A 23,501-nucleotide genomic window follows, 5' to 3' on the forward strand; every position below is an offset into this window, starting at 1 on the left:
ATACATAGTTGAAACCAATGGCCGACCGGCTCCCCAAGGCCCCGCGCTTTGCCTACAAGGGCGACCGGATGAAGCCGTTGCGGGCGTTCTGCCAGACCGCGCGCCTGGGCTCGGTATCGCGCGCGGCCGATGCCCTGTACCTGACCCAGCCCGCGGTCACCCTGCAGTTGCAGGCGCTGGAGCGGGAAATGGGGGTGCGGCTGCTGGAGCGCACCGGCCGCCGCCTGGCCCTGACCGCCGAGGGCGAGGCCCTGTACGAACTGGCGCGGCCGCTGGTCGAAGGCCTGGACGGGCTGGACGCCAGCTTCCGCGAGCGGGTGCGCGGGCTGGACGCGGGCGAGCTCAACGTGGCCGCTGGCACTTCGACCATCCTCTACCTGCTGCCGAAGATCGTGGAGGCCTTCCGCGCCGCCCACCCGGACGTGCGCCTGACCCTGCACAACGTCACCGGCGCCGGTGGCTTGGACCTACTGCGTTCGGATGGGGTGGACCTGGCGGTGGGCTCGATGATCGACGTCCCCGGCGACCTGAGCTATGCGCCGGTGTACCGCTTCGAGCCGATGCTGATCACCCCGCGCGACCACCCGCTGGCGCAGAAGGACGACCTCACCCTCCAGGACATTTCGCCCTATGGGCTGATCCTGCCGCCGCAGCGCCTGACCACCTACCGGCTGGTCGACCTGGTCTTCCACCAGAACCGGGTGCCGTACACGGTGGCGCTGGAGGTCGGCGGCTGGGAGGTGATCAAGCAGTACGTGGCGATGGGGCTGGGAATCAGCATCGTCACCGCCATCTGCCTGACCGAGGCCGACCACGAGCGCCTGGCGGCGCGTTCGCTGGCGCGCTACTTCCCGTCGCGCAGCTATGGGGTGGTGGTGCGCAAGGGCAAGTACCTGTCACCGCAGGCGCGGGCGTTCACCGAGTTGATCCAGCCGGCGTTGTTCCAGCGTGCGGACTACTACGCGACGGGCCAGTCCGACCGCTGAGGCCTCAGGCGTCGTGGAACTTGCCGTGCGAGACCGTGCGGTACCACGCGCGGATGCGCTCGATGTCGGCGTCCATGTCGTCGCCCAGCTCGAACGGCGGGCCGATGCCGATCACGCGCTGGCCGTAGTGGAAATACGCGGGCACCACCGGCACCCCGGCCGCCTTGGCGATGCGCCAGAAGCCTGGCTTCCAGCGCTCCACCGGCTTGCGCGTGCCTTCCGGTGCCAGCCCGTACCAGAGCTGGGGATTGCCGCGGATCATCTCCGCGGCCTGCTCGACCACGCCATGCGCGGCGCTGCGGTCGACCGGGATCACGCCCAGCCGGTGCAGCAGGGTGCCCATCAGCGGCAGCTTGAACAGCGAATCCTTGCCCAGGATCTTGATGTCCAGGCCCATGCCCATCTTGGCGGCGAGGCCCAACACCCCATCCCAGTTGCTGGAATGCGGCGCGCCGATCAGCACCGCACGCGGGATGTCGGGGAAGGCGCCGACCATGCGCCAACCGGCCAGCCGCAGGATCGTGCGCCCCAGCCAGCGGACGAAGGCGTGTGGCCGCACGCGCGGCACCTGCGGCGGCAGCGTCAGGACGATGGCGGAGGGTGCGGCGTCGGGGGGCATGCAGTGCCTTTGGCGGCGTCGGGTGCGGGGGAGCGTGGCGGGGGCCGGAGCGCGTGCCCGTCAGTCCCAGTCCCGCCGGGTGCGCCCCTGCTTGATCGTACTGCGTTCGCGCTTGGCTTCCAGCCGCCGGACCTTGGAGGCGCGGGTGGGGCGGGTGGCAATCCGCGGCACTGGCGCGTGCAGCCCGCTTTCGATGAAGGCGACCAGCCGTACGCGGGCGTCCTCGCGGTTGCGCTCCTGAGTGCGGAAGCGCTGGGCGTTGATCACCAGCACGCCCTCGCCGGTCATGCGCCGGTCGCGCTTGGCCAGCAACCGCACGCGCACCGCGTCGGGCAGGGACGGCGATTGCGCGACGTCAAAACGCAGCTCCACCGCGGTGGCCACCTTGTTGACGTTCTGCCCACCGGGACCGGTCGAGCGCACGAAACGCTCGACCAGCTCGTCGTCGGCGATTTCCACGTCTTCGCTAACTCGCAGCATGGGCGGCGTCCTCCTCCCGGGCATTGTAGGGAAATCGGCGGTCGTTCCCGCTGACGTCTTCCGCACGCCCCGTGGCTAGGGCTCGAAACCTTCGAACAGTGCCAGCGCGCGGGTGAACTCCGCGTCCGGCGGCGCCGTGGCCACCACGCGTGCGCCGTTGGCGGGGTGCAGGAAGGCCAACCGGCGCGCGTGCAGCAGCATGCGGTGGATGCCCAGCATGCGGAAGTTGCGGTTGTGGCGGCCGTCGCCATGACTGGTGTCGCCGATCAGGTGGTGCGAGACATGCTTGAGGTGGCGGCGGATCTGGCGGAAGCGGCCGGTCTCCGGCTGCGCGCAGAGCAGCGCGTAGCGCGAGGTCTCGAACCCCGCCGAGGGCACGGTGAGTTCGGTGGTGGCCAGGCGCGTGAAGCGGGTCACCGCCGGCTTCTTCTGCGGCTTGCCCGGACCGCCGTCGAGCGGGTGGTCGACGGTGAACTGCGGCTCGGGCCAGCCTCGGCACACCGCCCAGTAGTCCTTCTCGACCTCGCGCGACATCATCACCTGGCCCAGCGCCGCGGCGGTGTCGCGGTCGAAGGCCAGCAGCAGCGCGCCGCTGGTGGCGCGGTCGAGCCGGTGCACGAGGAAGATCGGCCGACCGAATTGCTCGCGCAGGCGATCGGCGGCGAAGTCGGTCTCGCCACGTGCCAGCGCGCTGTCGTGGACCATCAGGCCGGCAGGCTTGTTGACCACGGCCAGCCTGTCGTCGATATACAGGACATCGAGCGGGGCGGAATCAGGCCCTTCGGCCTCGGGCGCGGCGGACGCCATCGCGGTTTCGGTGGTCATGCGCGTTCCAGCGGAATCGTATCGAGGACTTCAAACCGTCCCTGCAACTCATGGGTCAGGTACGCGCAGAAGCTCACTTCGCGCACCCGCAATGGCGCTGGAGGCGGCGCGTGGAACGCGGCCAGGTGCCGATGCACGTCGCAGAGCGCGAATGCCTCGCGATACAGGCCGACGGTGAGGTGCGGCCGATACACCGGCGCGGGATCGTCACGGCGCACCGCATGCAGGCCTGCGCGCAGCCGCGACAGCGCGCCGGATGGGTCGTCCACGACGATGTGCGGGGAGGAGGTGAAGCTATCCAGCGGACCGGCCTCCAACTCGAAGGCGCTCTCGCTCATGGCGCGGACCGCGTCGATCTGGCGTCGACGCAGGGTCTGCGACAGGTGGGCCTCATCGAGCAATCCTGCGGCCGCGATGGTGATGTGCGGCTGGCGGACGTAGTTGCCGTGGACGTAGCCGGCGACGTGCCGACGGCCGGCTTCGAACAGCGCCTGCCACTGCGGGCATTCCACCCGCACCGCCCAGAAGCCGTAACGCGCGATGCCGCGGTGCCACTCGGGAAAATCACGGAGCTCATGGGCCATGGTGCACTCGACGGAATGCAGTGCAGGACCGCTATCGTCACGCGCGTGGACGACAGGCTGCGCTTCGCGCATGCGTGGGCGCGCGACCCCGGCCAACCCAGCCCGCGCTGACGGACTCACCGCCGCCGCGGCCACGCCGCCAGCAGTGCCCAGAGCCCGCCCAGCCCGGCAATCCACGACGACGCCGGCACCGACAACACCCGCGGTCCGCCGGCTTCCAAGCCATACAACACCGCGGCGACGATCAGCAGCCCGGTGCCGAGGATCGCGGCCACCGTGCGGCGTTGCGCGTCCTTGACCGTGCGAGACAGCTCGGCGAGGTCCTGCGAACGCATCGACAGGTGGTGCTGGCCGGTGACCTGCTGGTCCAGCCAGGCGTGTAGCAGGCGCGGCATTTCTGGCGCGTGGGTCACCAGCTCGGGCAGGCGCTTGCGGAACTCGCTGGCCAACCGCTGCGGGCTGTAGCGCTCGACCAGGATCTTCTCCAGCACCGGCCGCGCCACCGCCCAGATGTCGAGCCTGGGGTCCAGCAGGCGGCCCACGCCTTCGATGTTGAGCAGGGTCTTCTGCAGCAGGATCAGCTGCGGCTGCAGGGTCAGCTCGTAGCGCTGCGCGGTGCGGAACAGCTTGAGCAGCACTTCGGCCAGCGAGATCTCGCTCAGCGGGCGGGTGAAGTACGGCTCGCACACGCCGCGCACCGCCGCCTCCAGCTCATCGATGCGGATGTGCGACGGCATCCAGCCGGCGCGCACGTGCAACTCGGCGATGCGGCGGTAGTCGCGGTTGAAGATTGCCATGAAGTTCTCGGCGAGGTAGTACTGGTCCTCGCTGGAGAGCTGGCCGACGATACCGAAATCCAACGCGATGAAACGTGGGTTGGCCTTGCGCCCCGGGTCGGTGTCCACCCAGATGTTGCCGGCATGCGCATCGGCGTGGAAAAAATTGTCGCGGAACACGCTGGTGTAGAACACGCGCACGCCCTTGGCGGCGAGCGCGTGGCGGTCAATGCCGGCGGCATCGAGCGCGTCGATGTCGTCCGAAGGAATGCCGTAGACGCGCTCCATGGTGAGCACCCGGTCGGCGGTGTGCGACCAGATCACCTCGGGCACGTACAGATCGTCGCTGCCCTGCCAGAAGCGCCGCAGCACGCTGGCGTTGCCGCCCTCGCGCTGCAGGTCCAGTTCGGCATTGAGGGTGTTCTCGATCTCGGCGACGATCTCGCGCGGGCGGATCTTGTCGGCGCTGGGGTGGGTGCGTTCGACGATGCCGGCGATGGCGCTGAGCAGCGCGATGTCGCTGGCGATTTCCGGCTCGATGTGGGGGCGCAGGACCTTGACCACGACTTCACGCGCGGCGGTCTCCGCGGTGGCTGGCAAGGTCGCAGCGTGCACCTGCGCAATCGAGGCCGACGCCAGCGGCGTGGTGTCGAAATCGATGAACGCTTCGGCCACCGGACGGCCGAGCGCGGCCTCGACGATGCGCCGTGCGAGTTCGCCGTCGAACGGCGCGACGCGGTCCTGCAGCAGCGCCAGCTCCTCGGCGACATCCGGCGGTACGAGATCGCGGCGGGTGGAGAGGATCTGCCCGAACTTGACGAAGATCGGGCCGAGTTCCTGCAGCGCCAGGCGCAGGCGCGCGCCGCGCGACATCGCCGCGATCTCGGCCGAGGCCCGTGGCACGAACGGTCGCGCCAGCTTGAGCCAGCCTTCGACCGGGGTGCCGTCGAGCAGGTCGTCGAGGCGGTAGCGCAGCAGGACCCGGCCGATGCGCCAGGCGCGCAGCGCCGACTTCATGGCGTGTCCTCGCGCGTGGGCGCGGCGGGGATGCGGTTGGCCAGTCGTGCCACGCGTGCGGCGACGCGCTCGACGTCGTCGCGCAACGCATCGACATCGTCGTGGAAGGCATTGAGCTCGTCGCGCGGCACCACGTCCCGCGATTCCTCGGTCACGTACTCGGCGGCGTTGCTGGCGAACGCACCGGCGGCGTCCTTGGCATGGCGCAACGCACCGGCAATGGCATTGGCCACCTGCACGCCGAGGATGTCGCCGAACACGCGGGTGAACGGCTGCTGCCAATCGGGGTCGAAGCGCTCGGCCAGGCGCTGCAGGCGACGCGCGAGGTCGGCATCGCCCTCGATGCGCAGCTTGCCCACCGGCGGCGCGTTGTCGTTGCGCAGGAACGGCAGCTGCGACAGCAGCCCACCCAGCGTGCTGCGCACCGACAGGTCGGGCGTGGCGGGGTCGAGCACCGGACCGACGTCCAGCCGGTCCCCGTTGACCCGGATCTGCAGTGCCAGTGGCGGTGCGGCCACGTGCAGGGCGACTGTGCGGCCATCTAGCGCGCGCAGGCCTTCGCGGGTCTCCGGGTCGAGGGCCAGCGCGCGGTTGAGCGCGGCCTCCAGGGTGCGGCCGGCGAGCGGCTTGAGCGAATCCAGCGGCGAGGAGCGGTCGGTCATGGCCGCATTCTACCGGGCCGCCGTGCCAGCGCCGTCATGCCACGCCACCGCCAGCCGGCGCAGCCCTTCGTCGAACGACACCGTCGGCACGTAGCCGAAGTCGCGCCGCGCCGGCGCCATGTCGTACCAGTGGGTGGTCGCCAGTTGTTCGGCGAGGAAGCGGGTCATCGGCGGCTCACCGCGCAGCGGCAGCGCATGCCACAGGCCTTCGCACACCGCGCCCAGCGCATAGGCCACCCGGAACGGCACCGTGCCGGTGACCTCCGGCGCGCCCGCGGCGCGCAGCAGGCCATTGAGCGTCTCGCGCATGGTGCGCGGGTCGCCGTTGCTGATGAAGTACGCGCGCCCGGCGCATGCGCTGCCCGGTGCCAGATGCGCGAACGCGTCGAAGTGCGCCTGTGCGGCGTTGTCGATGTAGGTGGTGTCGACGCGGTTGCCGCCGTCGCCAACGAAACGCAGGCGACCGGCCTTCGCCCGCTCCACCAGCCGCGGCAGCAACTGGTTGTCGCCCACGCCCCAGATCAGCCGCGGGCGCAGGGCCACGGTGGCCAGCGCCGCATCGTTGGCGGCCAGGACGGCCTTTTCGGCGATCAACTTGGTCGCCGCATACGGGGCTTTCAGGTGCTCACCGTAGGGCACGCTGTCGGCGGTGCCACCCTCCACCGGGTGCGTGGCGCGGTGGGTGACGCTGGGCGTGGAGGTGTAGACCAGCTTTGGTATGCGATGCGTACGGCAGGCGACCAGCACGTTTTCGGTGCCGATCACGTTGGCTAGGTGGTAGCTCTCGTAACTGCCCCAGGCGCCGGCCTTCGCGGCGTTGTGGAACACGGCTTCGCAGCCCTCCGCCGCACTGACGACGGCGTCGCGCTGGGCGAGGTCGCCGCGCACCTGGCGCACGCCCAGCGCGTCGAGCGAGGGGTAATGGCCGCGGTTGAAGCTGACCACTTCATGGCCGCGCTCACGCAGGCCGCGGCATAGCGCCTGGCCGAGGAAGCCGCCTCCGCCGGTGACCAGGATCTTCATGTCGTGACTCCTTGCTGCGCGGCCCACAGGGCCAGCTTCTCGCGGCCGATCTTGGCGTTGTGGCGGATGTCCACCGGGAAGCGCTTGTGGCGCAGGAAGCGGGCGATGCGCGCGGTGTGCGAGTGCCGCCCGCCGATCTCCCGCAGCTCGCGCTCGATGCGCGGCCACTCGCGGGCGGGAACGCCTTGGGCCAGCTCGACGCATAGCACCGGGCGCTGCGCGGCGGCCGCACCGACACCCACCAAGGCGGTGCGCCGCACTTGCGGATGCACGTTGAACACCGGCTCGACCTGCTCGGTGTACAGCGGGCCGCCTGCGGCCTCGACGCGGTGCGACTTGCGGCCGCAGAACCACAGGCGGCCCTCGGCATCGAAATAGCCGACGTCGCCCATGCGGTGCACCACCCGTTCTCCCTCGCGGATCTTGGCCTGGCGCGTCTGCGCGTCGCGGTTGAAGTAGGTGTCGGTCGTGGTCGGGCCGGTCACGGTGATCTCGCCGACCTCGCCCACGCCCAGCACGCGCACGTCGCGCCAGTCGGCGATGGCGTCGTCGGTGATGGCGATGATGCGCACCTCGTTGGGTGGTACCGGGCGCCCCACGCAGGTGCCGGCGCCGGTCTCGGTGGCGGCGCGGGTGGCCTGCAGCTCGGCGCCTTCGACCACGGCCACCGGCAGGCATTCGGTGGCGCCGTAGGGCGTCCAGAACTGTGCGCCCTCGGGCAGCAGCGCCCGCAGTGCCGCCACCGTGTCCGGCGGCACCGGCGCACCGGCCGAGGTCACCCGGCGCAGGGTCGGCAACGGCTGACCATGGCGGGCGAGCACCGCCATCAGCGCCGGCGAGCCGAACAACTGGTCCACGCCGAAGCGGGCGATGGCGTCATGCAGCCGGCGCGGATCGGCCTTGGCCGGGCGCGTCGGGTCCATGTCGGGGATCACCGAGGTCAGCCCCAACGCCGGGTCGAACAGTGCGAATGGCGGGAAAGTCGGCAGGTCCACCCCACCCGGCTGCAGGCCGAAGGCCCGGCCGAGCAGCTCGATCTGCGCGACGAAATGCCGATGACGGTAGACCACGCCCTTGGGCACCCCGGTGGAGCCGCTGGTGAACAGGATCGCGGCCACGTCGTCCGGGGCGGTGTCGGCCAGCTGCGGCCCCGCGGCCGCGCCCGCCTGCTCCACGGCCGAGAGGGTCACGTCGGCCAGCCACGCGCGGCGGCCGGTGGTGACGTGCTTCGTGGCCGCCTTGGCCCAGCCCAACAGGCGCCGCGCCAGGTGCGTCAGCGGGATGCCGATGAACGCCTGCGGCTGTGCCTCGTCCAGACACTGGTGCAGCGCCCGCTTGTCGATGCCCGGGTCCACCAGCACTGGTACCGCGCCCGCCTTGAACAGCGCGAACATCAGCAGGAAGAACTCGGGCGAGGGTCGCACCATCACCACCGTGCGCGTGCCGCGGCCAATGCCGTGGTGGGCCAGACCGGCGGCGATGGCGTCACTACGCCGGTCCAGCGCGGCGTAGGTCAGGGTCTGGTCATAGCGGGCCAACCCGTCCGGCCCACGCGTGCCGGGGCAACGCAAGGCGATCTGGTCGGGCCGCTCGGCGGCCAGCCGCGGCAACGCGGCCGCAATGTTGCAGGGGGCAGTCATCCGTTCATTGTCGCCTGTCGGCCGACACTTGCGCCCGGCCCGGTCGATGATGAAAAATTCGCCACCCGCCGGCAGAGGCGTCCCCTGCCTCGGACCGCGCACCCGAGGCCATTGGACCACGACCTCAGCCCCCGTTCCCCGTGGAGCGGTGACGGGTGGGCGATCCCCGGCGTCGGAAGCCGGACCCGGCTATGTCGGGGTTCCGGGCGTTACCACCCAACCTCTGCGCCCCGATGAACCATCCCTGCCTGACCTGCGGTGCCTGCTGTGCCTTCTTCCGCGTCAGCTTCCACTGGTCGGAGGCCGACCCGGAGATGGGTGGCGTTGTGCCGATCGAGCTGACCGAACCGCTGCGCCAGCACGAGCGGGTGATGCGTGGTACCTCGCAGGCCAACCCGCGCTGCGTGGCGCTGGATGCGGACATCGGCCGCTACAGCCGCTGCAGCATCCATCCGGTGAGGCCGTCGGTGTGCCGCGCGGTGCCGGCCTCGTGGGAATTCGGGGCCGCCAGCCCGCAGTGCGACAAGTCGCGACTGGCGCATGGGCTGCCGGTGCTGACCGAGGCCGACTGGGAGGGGGTGGCGGAGCGGAATCCGCCCTGATCCACCTCAGCCGCTCGTCAGTCTGAGAGCGCTACGGCGTCGCAGACCGGGGCCCGCATGTCGAGCGTGATGCGCGATGGGCTTGGGCATAGTGGTCGCCCTTTTGTCACACGCAACAAGCGCGGCGAAAGACACCAACGGAATTGATACAGACCTCACTCATGGCCTCCATGGCCTTCCCCGTGTTCATTTCGGGGCGGCGCCCGTAACCCAGCGATCGGCTTCCTGGCGGGTGGGTACCGTGGCCCCACCTCCGGGCTGACCTGCAATTTCCTTCACTGCCCCCTCTCCGAGGCATGCATCAAAGCGGGTTCCTGTCCAGAAAAGCGCGAATCGCCGGCACCAGCACCTCGTGCTTGTCCTCCAGCACGTAATGGTTGGCATCCTCGAACGCATGCACCTCGGCGTTGGGGAGCGCCTTCCGAAAGCCGTCGAGGAAGTGGCGGTCGAAGACGAAGTCCTTGAGGCCCCAGCCAATGAACGCCGGACGATCAGCGTACTGCGGCAACGCGCGGCCAGCGGCCTCAAGCAGCGACCATGCCCGATCGCCCTTGCGCAGCGGGATGTCCTGCATGAATCGCAGCGTGCTGATCGCATTGCGCCAGCCGTTGTACGGCGCGATGTAGCCGCGACGCACCGCCGCCGGCAGGCGCCGCTCGGTGCCCAGCCACGCCGCCCCACGGGCGAACAGGTTGAAGCCCCGGATCAGGAAGCCGCCCACCCGCGAGTCGCGCCCCAGCGACAGCTGCCACGGCATCGGCTTGGCTGCGGGGAGCGGGAACGCCGCGGTGTTGAGGATCACCAAGCGCTTGACCTGTGGCATGTGCGACAGCGCCCAACCGAAGCCCACCATGCCGCCCCAGTCGTGCACGGCCAGCGTGACCGGACCGGTTACTTCCAGATGGTCGAGCAACGCCGCCAGATCATCCACGCGCGCCTGCAGGGTGTAGTCGTAGCGTGGCTGGGCGTGGGCGGCATCGTCAGGGCGATCCGACAGGCCCATGCCGACGTGGTCGGGAACGATGCAGCGGTAACGGTCGCGCAGCCCCAGCACCAGATAGCGCCAGTAGAAGCTCCACGACGGGTTGCCGTGGAGCATTACCACCACCTCGCCGTCGCGGGGGCCCTCGTCCAGGTAGCTCAGGGCAATGCCGGGACGGACCTCGAAGCGGCGGGGCTTGAAAGTGTAGTCGGGGAGTTCAGGCAGGGGCATCGTGGCCTGTATGCGGGGATCGAAACGAATCAGGCATTATCCCCCACTCTCCGCGGGCCAGGTCAAAACCTCCTCGGGAGCTCAATCCTGCGCCTCCAGACGGCACTTGAAGTTTTCTTTGCCGACGTAAGCATCAAAGTAGGGGGTCCGACTCGGCCTGTCGGCATATGCATCCGGAATTCTCGCGAACCGCCGCAAGCGCAGCGGCTCCCCCTTGGGGAGTTGTATCGTGCATTCGTTGGACGCACAGTGCAGAACACCCCAAGATCTCGTGATCTCGCGACCGTCCTCCGTGATGTCCACTGCCAACTTGTCCTTATAGAAATCGGGTGATGCACCCCTCGGCACGTCAAATCCCACCATTTCTGGCGCGAGAGCACTTATGCCAAGGTCAATGACGCGGTTGCCGTGTGTGCAGGAAAAGCTCTCGCTTTCACCGAAGTTTGAATAGAACGCATCCACGGCTGAGAGGCTGGCTCTCGTAGTCGTTGTGGCACCGTCCGCCACCAACTGGGAGGATGCTTCGCCACAAGCGGCCACGAAGAAGAGGCCCAAGATCGCCAGTGTCAATCGCTTCATTTGACCCATACTCCAGTCACCTTACGATGCCGCCCAACCATAGTCGGTGGTTTCCCACGCACGGTGCATCTGCTGTTATCGCTGAAATAGTCGCTGGCAAATCCGGAGGGAGTCCGAACCTCAATGTGCCCGTCCGGGGTGCCGTCTGTGACGTCGTAGACGATCAACGATCCAATTGGCGCATCAAACGGACTTGAGATGCCATGACCTTGTGCGTCCAGAAGATTTCTAAACCCTTGCCTTTTCAGATCCGCGCCCGCCTGCTTGGCATGGCCAGAGGACAAGTAGGCGTTCACCAACCCCGACGCTTGCAGAGCAATCTTGACGTACTTGTAACACCGACCGAGGGATTTCGACTGCGGCTTCTTGTGTTGCGATATGGGTCGGCCGGCAAGCACATTCTTCACCGCCACCGGACCGACCAAGTCGACGTCTTTCCGACCATAATGAACATTGGTCATCAAGATCTCGATCAGGCGATCATTCGTGCCCGTGGTGACAGGGACCGCCGGCGTCCTGTCTACCTTGCCGACGGGATGCCCCTGATCATTGCGTACCGGCGTGGATGTCAGGGTGTCGACACCTCCTCGCGTAACGCCACGTGCTCCCTGAGCTCTACGCTGCCCTTCGGGAGCGTGGCCATGGGTGGTGGAAATCAGCACAATCCTTTGCCCGGGGTGGATCGTGTCGGTTTTCGCCACTGCCGGGTTTAGCTGCCTCAGGTGCTCAACCGTGGTTTTGTGTCGTTTGGCGATGTTCCATAGTCGGTCGCCGTTCCGTACGATGTGGACGCCGGATGATCTAGCCTCCACGGTGCGATTTTCGTGTCCTGCGGGCTCCCCAGCGTGCTCGCGCGTCTGCCCCGTGATCCTGACCTTCGGGCTGCGCAGAACGATCATCTTTTCAGCCGATTCAACGGACCCAGCCCAGATCTTCTTGAAATCGCCTTCCATGCGTGCGATCCAGAACTCAAACTGATCGGCAAAGGACACGCCTTGGAGCGGGCGCCGGATCAAGCCATCATCCCTTGTTGTCCCCACTTGCACGGTGTGGCCACCTCGCCGCAATTCATACATTGCGCCGGCAATCGGTTCGCCGTCTCGATCCAGGATGGAGATGTTCAACTTTCCCGTGCAACAGTCCAAGTCATACCCACCGAACTTGCGCACATACTCGGATGCTCTCGTCCCCATCCCATCCACCGGATCCATTCTCCCAGAGGTTTGGAGAAACGTGGTGACACCGCCCGGGTTCTTTCTTGTTCCCAGTCCAACGAGATGCGCCCCAGCCAACACACCCGACTCCGTGATCGGGACACCGGCGATCGTAGCGCCGTAGTACCTATGCAGCCCCAAGTTCCTAGCTCGCTTGCAGAGCAAGCTGAACCACTCGACAGCCGCCATATCCTGAACATTTGGCGCGCTCCGGAACTGATCCAGACTATGCACTCCATTCTTTCCGGTCCAACGCCCGGCCCAGTTGTTTCTGTAGTTGCTCCCGTCGGACATGTAGTAACCCGTATCGATCAGGCAGGCCTCCCCAAATTGATACTTGCCGACGAAGCCAGCCCGATTGATGACACGCGCATCGCCACCACTTTCCCTTTGGGCAACAGCGTGCAAGAAATCACGTAGTCCGTACGCCATTAGTCCACCTCCTTGTAGACCGTCAACAATCCGCCTTACGACTTGGGTCCCCATGATCGATTGGCTTCACAAGATCAAAGAATTTCCTTTCAGCGTCACTTGCAGCCCCCAGCCACTCAACGACACATCTAAGCTGCAGTCGCCCGCTCATTCTCGAAGAATGTGGCTGGTAGAAGATGACCAAGTTGGTCGTTGAGCATGAGTGCGCCTGACAAACAGAGTAGAGGAAGCCGGATTCAGCACCCACTTTCCAGAACTCTCCTTCTGCTGCCGGCCCACTCAGGAGTTGATCAAACAGCTTGGGCTCGCTCTCACCAACGTCTGACAGCATCGCCGAGAATGCATTGCTGAATTCCTTGTCATAGGACACCTTCCCGGTTATCACGGATGGCTCCTTTGACAACAGATTGAAAATTTCGGTCTGGTACTTTGCCCACCCTACTGGCGCATCAATCCGCCGGAACCCGTGCGATGTGCTTGTTGCGCGGCTCGCTCCTGCCTCGCTGCTCGGCAAGACGATTCGGTGGCGGGTATATCCGTTCCCGCATCCCGCAATGAGCAACAAAACGCAAAGCGCACCTGCGTCAAGAATGTGTAATCCCTTCATTGTTTTCCTCTACCCAGAGATCCTCTGCTCCCACGTCCTCAAACACATCCCAGTCTCCGTCGCCTACCAATAGTTCAACGTCGACTTTGTCCTCGCTGTAGATCCGGGCGGTCATCCCGTTGAAGTCCAGCCTTCCCCGCGCCACCCTGCCGCCGGCGCTGCGCATTAGGTAGCCGGCGTTGATTAGCGTCTCGTCCATCAGGACCAATTCGTCGAGGTCAAACTGCTCACTGAAGCGTTGGAGCTTTTGGGGGAGCGGGAATGCCGGCGATCTGGAATGAACGCTCCGTGCTCCCGCCCATTCTTTTCTCGCCGCTTTGAACTCGATCGAGCTGGGCGCGGCCAGCTCGATGTTGCCGCCCTCGATCCTTAGATAGGCTCCTGCAGCGGTTACCAGCAAGTGCTTGGCGGCCTTCAGGTCTACAGTCGCGTTGGTACTGGCCACCGTGACGCCCACCTTGGCCGCCACTCTCGCCAAGTTGGCGTGCGCCCGCACGCTGACTGCTGCCTGCGCCGTATGCAGCGCAATCCCCCGCTCCTGGTTCGGCTTGCCCTTCGGCGCTTCGTTGCCATGCGCATACAGCAGCACCCCGCCCGCCACCGCCGCCACGGCTTCGCCCTGACTCATCCACTGCAGATCCTGCCCAGCGGTGATCACCGACTGCGTGCCCGACACCCACACCTGGTCGGCCGGCGTCACGCTGACGATGCCGTCGGGGCTGCTGGCCACGATGGCCGGGGATGACCAGCCCGGCGCGTCGCCTTCGCCGCCGCCGATGCCGTCGCCGGGAGCGGTGCCGGTCTGGGTGGCGCGCAGGGTCTCCTGCAGCGCCTTGATCGACTCGTGCGCGGGCAGCGCACGCGAATCATCAGGCAAGGTGGCGTTCTGCGCGGTAGCCGCGTCGTGCAGGCTCTGCAGCAACTGCTCTGACTGCTGCAATTGCTGCAGTGCGCCGTCCGCACTCAGCTGTTGGCTACCGCGCTCGGTGGTGAGCAGCAGGCCGGCGCCGGAGCGCACCCCGCCGCTGGCCTGGGTCACCAGCTCGAAGCCAAAGCCACGGTCGGGGCCGCGTTCGTTGTCCTGGCCGCCCTTGAGGTGGCCCAGGGTCAGCCCGCTGGCGAACTGGGTGGTGTTCGCCTGGACCCGGCCTTGGCCCGGTGTGTCGTCCAGACGCAGCTGCTGGTAGCCGCCGGTGCCGCCCTGGCTGTCGGCCAGCTGCTGGCTCTTGAGGCCGGTGAACACCGCCGCGTGCTCGTTGCCATCGAACCACGCCGGCGCGTTGCCGGTGGCGCCGCCCGCACCAAGGCCGGTCTGGTTGTGCGCGGCGTCGGCGTTGCCGCGGCCGTTGTACACGCTGCCGATCACCACGGGGCGGTCGATGTCGCCCTCCAGGAACACGACCAGCACCTCCTGGCCCTTGCGCGGCACCAGCACGCTGCCCCAGTTGTCGCCCGCCCACGGGCCCGCCACGCGCACCCAGGTCCCCGTGCCGCCGTGGGCCGGGGCGTTGGTTTCACCGGACGGGTGCTCCAGTCGATTCCCGGCGTCGCCGCCACGCTGCCACGGGAACTGCACCTTGACTCGATGGTCGCGGTCGGTCAGCAGCGGCGCGTCGTCACTGACCACAATCGCGGTCTGGGTACCGTGCACGGTGGGGCGCGGGTGGCGGCGCACGCCGTGGCCGTCCACGGTGATCGGGCGGTACGGCAGATGCGCGGGGATGGCGTCGAAACCGTTCTGGTAGAAGTACGCGCCTGCCTCGTTGGTCTCGGCATCTGCGGCAGGGTTTCGTCCCACGCCGGCAGAGTCGGCATTGAGTCCGGGATGCGGCCCGGTGCAGGTTGCCTCATCTTGCACCGCCCATGCGCCAGGCAACGCCGGCGTCGCCGTGACGGCAGGCCCCAGCGCCTGTTCCACCGCAGCCAGCATCTGCGCGCCCAGGTTGTTGCGGGCGCGGTGGTGCACGCGCAGGCAGATGAAGGCGTTGTCGCCTGCGGCGTCCACGCTGGCTGTACTCGATGCCGAGGACAAACCCAGCCATCCGGCCCAGTCATCGTCCAGCAGCTGGAAGCGCGCGCCCGCGCGCAGGCTGCGCCAAGTGCCGGCGCCATGTCCGGTTTGCGCACCGACCTGCAACGCTTCCCACTGCTGCCGCGCATAGCGCTCGCCGGTGTCGCGGTCGGGCCACGCGTACGGGCCGGCGGTGTCATCGTCCAGCACCACGATGCCGTCGCCCCCAACGCCGGCCTCAACCGCACGCACGTCCAGCGTCTTGTAGTCCCAACTGGCGCGGCGCAGCTGCACCGGCCGCCAACGGCGCGCGGTGCTCCAGGTGTGCACGCCATCGTGGCGTTCGGTGGCGTCGCTGCGGTGGTGGCGCACGCTGCCCAACTCGGCGAAGGCCTCCGCGTTGTCACCCAGCACCAGCGTGTGCGTGCCCAGCGAGGCGCCGTCCGCCCCGTCACTGCCACCCGCCGCAGCGCCGGCGGCGCCCTCGTGTTCGAACCAGTACGCAATGCCTTCCTCCGCCAGCAGTCGCTCGACGAACGCGAGGTCGCTTTCCTGGTATTGCGTGGTGAGGCTGCGCTTGCGGTACACGGCCGGATCGTTCAGCGCCCAGCGCCACGCCGGCGCGAGCTTCCCGCCACCCCCGGGCCCGGCGACACCATCGACGTAATCGGCGAACACCGACTCGACGATCTCGACCACCGTCATGTCCTGGAAGACGTAGCTGTCCACGCGCTGGCGCAGGAACGCCAGCCAAGGCTCGATGCGCAGGCGGTACCGCGCCAGCCCGCCGTTGCTGCCCACGCGCTCGCAGCGGGTCACGTGGCCATGCAGCGGGCGCACTGCTTGCGCGCTGTCCAGCATCCCCTGAATGGCATTGCCGCCGTGGGCACCAGCCGTGCCGTTGCTTCCGTCGGTCTGCCACTGCAGCAGCACCGGCTCGCCCAACAGGCGGTCGAGCGACAGGTGCGCGTCGACGGACAGGGCGGTCAGCTCGAAGCGGAAGCCGCCGCCATCCACGGATTCGACGCCGTCCAGCGTTTCCGCCACGAGCACGTCGGGGCCCAGCGGCGTGTGCAGCCGGAGCAGGCGATCATGCTGCAGGGGGCCGCCGGCCAACACGGCCAGCACCGATGCGAGTAGATCCATGGCGTTCCACCTCCTTGTGTGCCCGCGACGCGCCGGGTGGCGTCATCGCGGTCCATGCCCATCCCGCACTCCTGTGCGGGGCATCGTGGCGACCCGGGGCGCTGCCCGCGGGGTCGTCACCTGCCGATCATAGCCGGTTCGGGAGGAACCGGCCCGAGCGGGTTACAGCTCGATGTGGTGCCCGCTGTCGGCCGGCTTGACCGCGGGCGGCTCGCCACCGCCGGCCACGTCGCGCCACAGGTAATACATCACGCCGAACATGACCACCACCACGCCGATGATGAAGGCGGCATACAGCGGCACCCCCAACAGGATGCCCACCCAGGTACCGAGCAGCTTGACCAGCAGGCCACCGATGCCGGCCACCAGCAGGATGGCGACGCCCAGCAGCAGCATCGCCGCGAACATGGTCAGCGCGAACACCAGCAGCGGCAGCAGGTTCTTGGCCGCCCCGGCGCCGCCGTCCGCCAGCGCGCCGCCGATGCCGCGGCCACGCAGCGCGATCTGGCCGAAGCCGATGGCCTGCACGGCGTAGCAGAACAACCCGATGATCACGATGACCACGAAGGCGAGGCCGAAGCCCGCGGGCGGCGCGGTCATCGGCGCGGGCGTGCCCCCACCCATCGAGGCCTGCATGTTGGCCAGGTACCACGCGCCAAAGTCACTGGCCAGCGTGCCGACCACGACCAGCAGGAGCAGGTTCTGCAGCACGGTGAGCGACAGCATGAAGCCCATCATCCGTCCGCTGGTGGGCAGGTCACGGAAGCCGGCCAGCACATCCAGCGCCCGGGCGGGCTGCCCGTGCTCAACGGCATCCAGCAGGCGGAAGTAGCCGACCATCAGGATCGACATGGCCAGCAGCATCAGCACGATGGTGAGCAGGCCAATGGCCATGGCCCCCGCGCTCCCTTGGCCGAAGGCAGCAGCCAAGCCGCTCATCAACAGGCTGACCACCAGCGCGACGACGAAGACCGCCGCCACCAGCACGGCCGCACCGCCAAAGATCGCCTTCGGGTTGTGGCGACCCAGGTTCAGCCCGCGCTTGAGCCAATCAAGGCCCGCCATCGGACCCATCGCACGTGTCGTCATGGAACTGGTTCCCCGGAATTCGAAAAGGGTGCGCCTGCGCGCACCCGGCCATGCTACCCGAGCCGTCAGTGCCCCGACAGGGTGCGCGCGTGGCGGACGAAGCGGCGCAGCACGCGGCGCGCGTGCGGGGTGGCGCTGACCTCGCGCGCCACGGTCTTCGGGCAGCGGCCCTCGCGCAGCAGGGCCTCGCTGCGCGCCCGCACGTAGCCGCGCATGTGGGTGGCGCTGAATTCGGGATGGAACTGCAGGCCCCAGGCCCGGTCGCCCCAGCGGAAGGCATGGCAGGCATCGTGTTCCGAGCGGGCCAGCACGGTGGCACCGACGGGCGGACGCAGCACGGTCTGCAGGTGCGTGGCCTGCGCGGGAAACACCGGCGGCAGGCCGGTGAACAGCGGGTCGTGCGCGGCGGTCTCATGAAGGGCCAGGCCGATGGTGCCCATCTCGCGCCCGGCCGGATGGTCGGCCACCTCGCCGCCGAGGGCATGGGCCAGCAGCTGGTGGCCGTAGCAGATGCCCAGCAGCGGCATGCCGGCGTGGGCGGCGTCGCGCAACCAGTCGGCGCTGCGCTCGCTCCATTCGGCGCGGTCGGTAACCATCGCGCCCGAGCCCGTCACCAGGGTACCGGCGAAGCCTTCGCGGATGGGCAGCGGCTCGCCGGCCTGGACGTTGACCACCACGGTCTCGTCGGCCTCCAACCCGGCGGCGACGCGGATCCAGTGCGGGAAGCCGCGATGGCGGCGCATCGAGGCCACCGGCTGGCCGGTTTCAAGGATCAGGAACGGGGCACGGGCGGACTTGGACACGGCGGCAGGACGGGAGCTGGACGAAATGGCGGCAGGAAGTCGTGTTGGCGGGCCGTGGACGGGACGTCGACCCACCCGCGGCAGCTACGCGCCGGCACCGTCTCCGGGCCGTCGACTGCAGCCTCGCCGCTATACTAGCCCGCCTTGTCGCGCGCAAAACGAGACCATGGCCGCACCGACCTTCCAGGAACTCATCCAGCGCCTGAACGCCTTCTGGGCCGAACAGGGCTGCGTGCTGATCCAGCCGCTCGACCTGGAGGTCGGCGCAGGCACCTTCCACCCGGCCACCTTCCTGCGCGCGCTGGGCCCGGAGCCGTGGAACGCGGCCTACGTGCAGCCCTGCCGCCGGCCGACCGACGGGCGCTACGGCGAGAATCCCAACCGCCTGCAGCGCTACTACCAGTTCCAGGTGGCGATGAAGCCCTCGCCGGCCAACATCGTCGAGCTGTATTTCGATTCATTGAAGGCGCTCCGCGTGGACCCCTTGGTGCACGACCTGCGCCTGGTCGAGGACAACTGGGAATCGCCGACGCTGGGCGCCTGGGGCCTGGGCTGGGAGGTGTGGCTCAACGGCATGGAGGTGACCCAGTTCACCTACTTCCAGCAGGCCGGTGGCATCGAGTGCAAGCCGGTGCTGGGCGAGATCACCTACGGCCTCGAGCGGCTGTGCATGTACCTGCAGAACGTCGACAACGTGTTCGACATCGTGTGGACCTACGGCCCCGACGGCACGCCGGTGACCTACCGCGACGTGTACCACCAGAACGAGGTCGAGCAGTCGGCGTACAACTTCGAGCACGCGGACGTGGCCGAGTTATTCCACCGCTTCGATGCGTGCGAAGCCGAGGCGCTGAAGCTGATCGAACTCGGCCTGCCGCTGCCGGCGTATGACCAGGTGTGCAAGGCCAGCCACAGCTTCAACCTGCTGGATGCGCGCCGCGCGATCAGCGTGACCGAGCGCCAGCGCTACATCCTGCGCGTGCGCCGCATTGCCCAAGGCGTGGCCGAGGCGTATTTCGCACAGCGCGAGAAGCTCGGCTTCCCCGGCTTGAAGCGCGCTGCCGACGCGGAGGCCGCGTGATGGCGACGCAGGCGAACGCAATCGCGGCAGACGGCAGGACGGAACACGAGACGATGATGGATGAGACCAACGGCGGCGGGCGTGCGGTTGCCGACATGAAGGCCCTGCTGATCGAGCTGGGCACCGAGGAACTGCCGGTCAAGGCGCTGGCCGGGCTGGCGCAGGCGTTCTTCGACGGCGTGATCGACGGGCTGCACAAGCGCGGCATCGCCTTCGACCGCGAAGGCGCCAAGCCGCTGTACACCCCGCGCCGGCTCGCGGTGCTGCTGCCGGGCGTGGCCGTCGAGCAGCCCGAGCAGGCGTCGGAAGTGCTGGGACCGTACCTCAACATCGCGCTGGATGCCGACGGCCAGCCGACCAAGGCGCTGCAGGGCTTCGCCGCCAAGGCGGGCATCGACTGGACGACGCTGCAGAAGACCAGCGACGCCAAGGGCGAACGCTTCGTGCATCGTTCGGTGAAGCCTGGCCTGCGCACGTCCGAGCTGCTGGGCGACATCGTGCGCGAGGCCATCGCGGCGATGCCGATCCCCAAGCCGATGCGCTGGGGCGCGAACGAGTATGGCTTCGCCCGCCCGGTGCACTGGCTGGTACTGCTGCTGGGCAAGGACGTGGTCGATGCCGAAGTGCTGGGCGTGCGCAGCGACCGCCTCAGCCGCGGCCACCGTTTCATGCATGACAAGCCGGTGTGGTTCAGCACCCCGGGCGACTACGTCGAGTCGCTGCGCAGTGCCAAGGTGCTGGTTGATCCGGACGAGCGCCGCGCGCGCATCGTCGCCGAAGTCGAGGCCACCGCACGTTCGGCTGGCGGCAGCGCGCGCATCGATGCCGGCATCCTCGAGGAGGTCAACGGCCTCACCGAGTGGCCGAAGGCGGTGGCGTGCAGCTTTGAGCGCGAATTCCTTGCCGTGCCGCAGGAAGCGCTGATCGCGACCATGGAAACCAACCAGAAGTTCTTCCCGGTGCTGGACGCCGACGGCAAGCTCAGCGAGCACTTCGTCGGCATCGCCAACATCGAGTCGAACGACGAGGCCGAGGTGCGCAAGGGCTACGAGCGCGTGATCCGGCCGCGCTTCGCCGATGCCAAGTTCTTCTTCGTCGAGGACATGAAGCAGGGCCTGGCGTCGATGAACGAGGGTCTGTCGAGCGTGACCTACCAGGCCAAGCTCGGCACGGTGGCCGACAAGGTCGCGCGCGTGGCAGCGCTGGCCGAACGCGTGGCGCGGGCGGCGGGCGTGGACCCGGCGCTGGCGCGGCGTGCGGCGGAACTGTCGAAGGCCGACCTGCAGTCGCGCCTGGTCAACGAGTTCCCCGAGCTGCAGGGCATCTCGGGGCGGTACTACGCGGCGGTGGCCGGCGAGCCGATCGAACTGGCCAACGCGCTGGACGAGGCGTACATGCCGCGCTTTGCCGGCGACGCCATCGCCCCGTCGAAGCTGGGCCAGGTGCTGGCGATTGCCGAGCGCCTGGACACGCTGGCCGGCGGTTTCGCCGCGGGCCTGCGCCCGACCGGCAACAAGGACCCGTTTGCCCTGCGCCGCAATGCGCTCGGTCTGGCGCGGACATTGCTGGAAGGCGGCCATGACGTGGTGCTGCACGAACTGGTCGAAGCTGCTGTGGCGCTGCAGCCGACCACGCATCCGGAACTGGGTGCGCTGGACATCACCCAGTTCGTCTACGACCGCCTGCGCGGCTACTACACCGAGCAGGGCGTGTCGGCCGCGCAGTTCGAGGCGGTGTACAACGCCGTGCACGAATCGCTGCCGGACTTCGACGCGCGGCTGCGCGCCATCGGCGAGTTCAGCAAGTTGCCGGAGGCGGCCGCGCTGGCCGCGGCCAACAAGCGCAGCCGCAACATCCTGCGCAAGGTCGAAGGCGCGGTGCCGACGACGATCGATGCCGCGTTGCTGACCGAGCCGGCCGAGCGCGAGCTGGCCGCGGCGATGGATGCGGCGGTGGCCGACACGGACGCCCTGCTGGATTCACGCGACTATGTGGCCGTGCTCGGCCGCCTGGCGCGGCTGCGCCCGCAGGTCGATGCGTTCTTCGACGCGGTGATGGTCAATGCCGACGACATGGCGGTGCGCAACAACCGGCTCGCCCTGCTGCAGCGGTTGAGCGACCGCCTCGGCAGCGTGGCGGCGATCGAGCAACTGGCGATCTGACCGGCGCGCCGGTCACGCATGCACCCCATCGCGAACGGACTCGCCACTGCAGCAACCGTGGCCCGCGCGGCTTGCCCGCGGGCCGAGGCGCGGGCAGCGCTGGCTGGTCCCGCGGCGGACGTTAATCGCGCTTTGACACGCCGTGGGTATCCTGCGGCGATGCGACCTGTCGTCCGGATCCTCACCTGCGGCCTGATGAGCCTGTGCCTGATGGGCACGGCACAGGCGGCGAAGGTCACCCGGGTCGACATCCGCGGCCTGGACGAGGCGATGGCCACCAACGTGCGGGTCTCCCTGTCGCTGGTCGACGCCATCGACCGCGAGATTTCCGGCCGCCGGCTGGGCTATCTGGTGCGTGAAGCGGAGAACGAAGCGCGTGAGGCGCTGGAGCCGTTCGGCTATTACTCGCCGACGATCACCGTCGAGCGCACCCGCGATGATGATGCCGGCACCACAGAAGTGGTGATCAACGTGCAGCCCGGCGAACCGGTGCGGGTCCGCCAGGCGACAGTCGCCATCGAGGGCCCGGGTGCGGACGACCGCTACCTCGATCGCGAGATCGCCGCGTTCACCCCCGCGACCGACGACATCTTCGACCATGGCATCTACGAGGCCAGCAAGGCGCGCATCACCCGCCGCCTGGCCGAACGCGGCTATTTCGATGCCGACTTCACTTCGCGGCGGGTCGAGGTGACCCGCGCCGAACACGCCGCCGACATCGACCTGCGCTGGAGCAGCGGCGATCGCTACGACATGGGCGCGACCACGTTCGTGCAGTCGCCCAAGCGGATCCTGCGCGACGGCATACTCGAACACTTCGTGTACTGGGAGGAAGGCAGTTACTACCACCAGGGCAAACTGGACCGGCTGCGCGAGTCGCTGGCCAAGCTCGATTACTTCTCCAGCATCGACATCGAACCACACCCGCACGCGGCGGTGGACGGGCGGGTGCCGACCACGGTGACGCTGACCCCTGCCAAGCGGTCGATCTACACCGCCGGCCTCAGCTACGGCACCGACAGTGGCGCGGGCGTGCGCCTGGGCGCGGAGCGGCGCTACGTCAACGACCGTGGCCACAAGGCACTGGCCCAGGTCGACTGGGCGGTGAAGCGCAAGACGTTGACCGCGCAGTACCGCATCCCGGCCTTCGGCTGGATCGATGGCTGGTACACGTTGACCGCGCAGGCCGCCGATGAGCAGACCGACTACATCGACAATCGCCGGGTCGAGCTGATCGCCGCGCGCAGCGGCGAGATCAATGCCCACTGGACGGCGGTCGCTTCGGTGCACGCACTGCGCGAGCGCTGGGCGTATGAGGCGGAGCGTCGGCTGGGCACGATCGGGCCGGAGGAGTACCGCTACGCCAGCTATACCTACCCGTCGCTGCGCGGCGAGTACCTGGACACCGACGACCGGCTGTATCCGCGCCGTGGCCTTGGCGGTGCGGTGATGTTGCGCGGGGGCGTCGAAGGGGCGGGCTCGGACGCCAACTTCCTGCAGGCCCACATTACCGCACGGCTGTATCGCGGCCTGGGCGAACGCAGCCGGTTGATCACCCGCGGCGAACTTGGCCATACCCTCACCGACGCACTGGTCGACCTGCCGCCCAGCCTGCGCTTCCACGCCGGTGGCGATCGCAGCATCCGCGGCTACGGCTGGCGCGAGGTGGGCCCGCGGATCGGCGACGACGGTGACAAGTTTCCGGTCGGGGCGAAGAACGTGCTGACCGGCAGCGTGGAGTACGAGCGCTACTTCAATGACGCGTGGGGCGCGGCGGTGTTCGTGGACAGCGGCAGTGCGTTCAACGACTCGCCCGACTTCCGCACCGGCGTGGGCATCGGCCTGCGCTGGCGTTCGCCGGTGGGCCCGGTGCGCATCGACGTTGCCCGTGGACTGGACGACCCGGATTCGGGCTTCCAGCTGTACCTCAACATCGGCCCGGACCTGTAA

The 23,501-nt window shown here is 68.3% G+C and carries 20 protein-coding genes; 5 read left to right on the plus strand and 15 right to left on the minus strand.

Annotated features, from left to right (window positions below; genetic code table 11):
- Positions 1–17 precede the first annotated feature (17 nt).
- Positions 18–986, plus strand: a complete 969-nt coding sequence (locus tag AC3ARF_RS13940; RefSeq protein WP_498928890.1) for a LysR family transcriptional regulator — start codon at positions 18–20, stop codon at positions 984–986.
- Positions 987–990: 4 nt separating this feature from the next.
- Here AC3ARF_RS13940 and AC3ARF_RS13945 read toward each other — a convergent pair whose 3' ends face one another.
- From AC3ARF_RS13945 to oleC, 8 genes are all read right to left on the minus strand, one after another.
- Entirely contained in the window at positions 991–1,605 is a 615-nt protein-coding gene (locus AC3ARF_RS13945) for a lysophospholipid acyltransferase family protein (RefSeq protein WP_498928892.1), read from the minus strand.
- A 60-nt stretch (positions 1,606–1,665) separates the two neighbouring features.
- Complete coding sequence (gene arfB, locus AC3ARF_RS13950; RefSeq protein WP_498928893.1) at positions 1,666–2,085, minus strand: alternative ribosome rescue aminoacyl-tRNA hydrolase ArfB; 420 nt, start codon at positions 2,083–2,085, stop codon at positions 1,666–1,668.
- 75 nt (positions 2,086–2,160) lie between these two features.
- Positions 2,161–2,892, minus strand: a complete 732-nt coding sequence (locus tag AC3ARF_RS13955) for a pseudouridine synthase (protein ID WP_498931891.1) — start codon at positions 2,890–2,892, stop codon at positions 2,161–2,163.
- Between the two features lie 14 nt (positions 2,893–2,906).
- Positions 2,907–3,494, minus strand: a complete 588-nt coding sequence (locus AC3ARF_RS13960; RefSeq protein WP_498928895.1) for a 2'-5' RNA ligase family protein — start codon at positions 3,492–3,494, stop codon at positions 2,907–2,909.
- Between the two features lie 116 nt (positions 3,495–3,610).
- On the minus strand, positions 3,611–5,287 hold the full coding sequence (ubiB, locus tag AC3ARF_RS13965; RefSeq protein WP_498928897.1) for a ubiquinone biosynthesis regulatory protein kinase UbiB: 1,677 nt from the start codon (positions 5,285–5,287) through the stop codon (positions 3,611–3,613).
- Entirely contained in the window at positions 5,284–5,949 is a 666-nt protein-coding gene (locus tag AC3ARF_RS13970) for a ubiquinone biosynthesis accessory factor UbiJ (RefSeq protein WP_498928899.1), read from the minus strand. The genes ubiB and AC3ARF_RS13970 overlap by 4 nt, the downstream gene beginning before the upstream one ends.
- 9 nt (positions 5,950–5,958) lie before the next feature.
- Positions 5,959–6,972 carry a 2-alkyl-3-oxoalkanoate reductase gene (gene oleD / locus AC3ARF_RS13975; protein WP_498928902.1) on the minus strand — a complete coding sequence of 338 codons (1,014 nt, stop codon included), beginning with the start codon at positions 6,970–6,972 and terminating at the stop codon, positions 5,959–5,961.
- Entirely contained in the window at positions 6,969–8,612 is a 1,644-nt protein-coding gene (gene oleC / locus AC3ARF_RS13980; protein WP_498928903.1) for an olefin beta-lactone synthetase, read from the minus strand. The genes oleD and oleC overlap by 4 nt, the downstream gene beginning before the upstream one ends.
- A 233-nt stretch (positions 8,613–8,845) precedes the next feature.
- Between oleC and AC3ARF_RS13985 the strand changes: the two genes are divergently transcribed.
- A complete protein-coding gene (locus AC3ARF_RS13985; RefSeq protein ID WP_498928905.1) occupies positions 8,846–9,214 on the plus strand; it encodes a YkgJ family cysteine cluster protein in 369 nt (122 codons plus the stop codon).
- Positions 9,215–9,515: 301 nt separating this feature from the next.
- Here the strand turns inward: AC3ARF_RS13985 and AC3ARF_RS13990 are convergent, their stop codons facing one another.
- The 7 genes from AC3ARF_RS13990 to AC3ARF_RS14020 form a co-directional block, all read right to left on the minus strand.
- A complete protein-coding gene (locus tag AC3ARF_RS13990) occupies positions 9,516–10,427 on the minus strand; it encodes an alpha/beta fold hydrolase (RefSeq protein WP_498928906.1) in 912 nt (303 codons plus the stop codon).
- Between the two features lie 81 nt (positions 10,428–10,508).
- Positions 10,509–11,006: a hypothetical protein gene (locus AC3ARF_RS13995; RefSeq protein ID WP_498928907.1), complete on the minus strand. Its 498-nt coding sequence runs from the start codon at positions 11,004–11,006 to the stop codon at positions 10,509–10,511.
- Positions 11,003–12,652, minus strand: coding sequence for a LysM peptidoglycan-binding domain-containing protein (locus AC3ARF_RS14000; protein ID WP_498928909.1), 1,650 nt, complete (start codon positions 12,650–12,652; stop codon positions 11,003–11,005). The genes AC3ARF_RS13995 and AC3ARF_RS14000 overlap by 4 nt, the downstream gene beginning before the upstream one ends.
- A 22-nt stretch (positions 12,653–12,674) precedes the next feature.
- On the minus strand, positions 12,675–13,022 hold the full coding sequence (locus AC3ARF_RS14005) for a hypothetical protein (RefSeq protein ID WP_498928910.1): 348 nt from the start codon (positions 13,020–13,022) through the stop codon (positions 12,675–12,677).
- Between the two features lie 214 nt (positions 13,023–13,236).
- Positions 13,237–16,416, minus strand: a complete 3,180-nt coding sequence (locus tag AC3ARF_RS14010) for a type VI secretion system Vgr family protein (RefSeq protein WP_498928912.1) — start codon at positions 16,414–16,416, stop codon at positions 13,237–13,239.
- 162 nt (positions 16,417–16,578) lie between these two features.
- Positions 16,579–17,505 (minus strand): hypothetical protein, encoded by a 927-nt coding sequence (locus AC3ARF_RS14015; protein WP_498928914.1) that lies wholly within the window; start codon positions 17,503–17,505, stop codon positions 16,579–16,581.
- A gap of 65 nt (positions 17,506–17,570) precedes the next feature.
- Entirely contained in the window at positions 17,571–18,308 is a 738-nt protein-coding gene (locus AC3ARF_RS14020) for a glutamine amidotransferase (protein WP_498928916.1), read from the minus strand.
- Positions 18,309–18,474: 166 nt separating this feature from the next.
- On the opposite strand from AC3ARF_RS14020, the gene glyQ reads away from it, so the two are divergent.
- The 3 genes from glyQ to AC3ARF_RS14035 all read left to right on the plus strand — a co-directional run bounded on the left by glyQ (position 18,475) and on the right by AC3ARF_RS14035 (position 23,501).
- A complete protein-coding gene (gene glyQ, locus AC3ARF_RS14025; RefSeq protein ID WP_498928918.1) occupies positions 18,475–19,389 on the plus strand; it encodes a glycine--tRNA ligase subunit alpha in 915 nt (304 codons plus the stop codon).
- A gap of 95 nt (positions 19,390–19,484) precedes the next feature.
- On the plus strand, positions 19,485–21,551 hold the full coding sequence (glyS, locus tag AC3ARF_RS14030; RefSeq protein ID WP_498931893.1) for a glycine--tRNA ligase subunit beta: 2,067 nt from the start codon (positions 19,485–19,487) through the stop codon (positions 21,549–21,551).
- 159 nt (positions 21,552–21,710) lie between these two features.
- Positions 21,711–23,501 carry an autotransporter assembly complex protein TamA gene (locus AC3ARF_RS14035; RefSeq protein ID WP_498928920.1) on the plus strand — a complete coding sequence of 597 codons (1,791 nt, stop codon included), beginning with the start codon at positions 21,711–21,713 and terminating at the stop codon, positions 23,499–23,501.

The sequence above is a fragment of the Lysobacter sp. KACC 24251 genome (assembly GCF_057747755.1).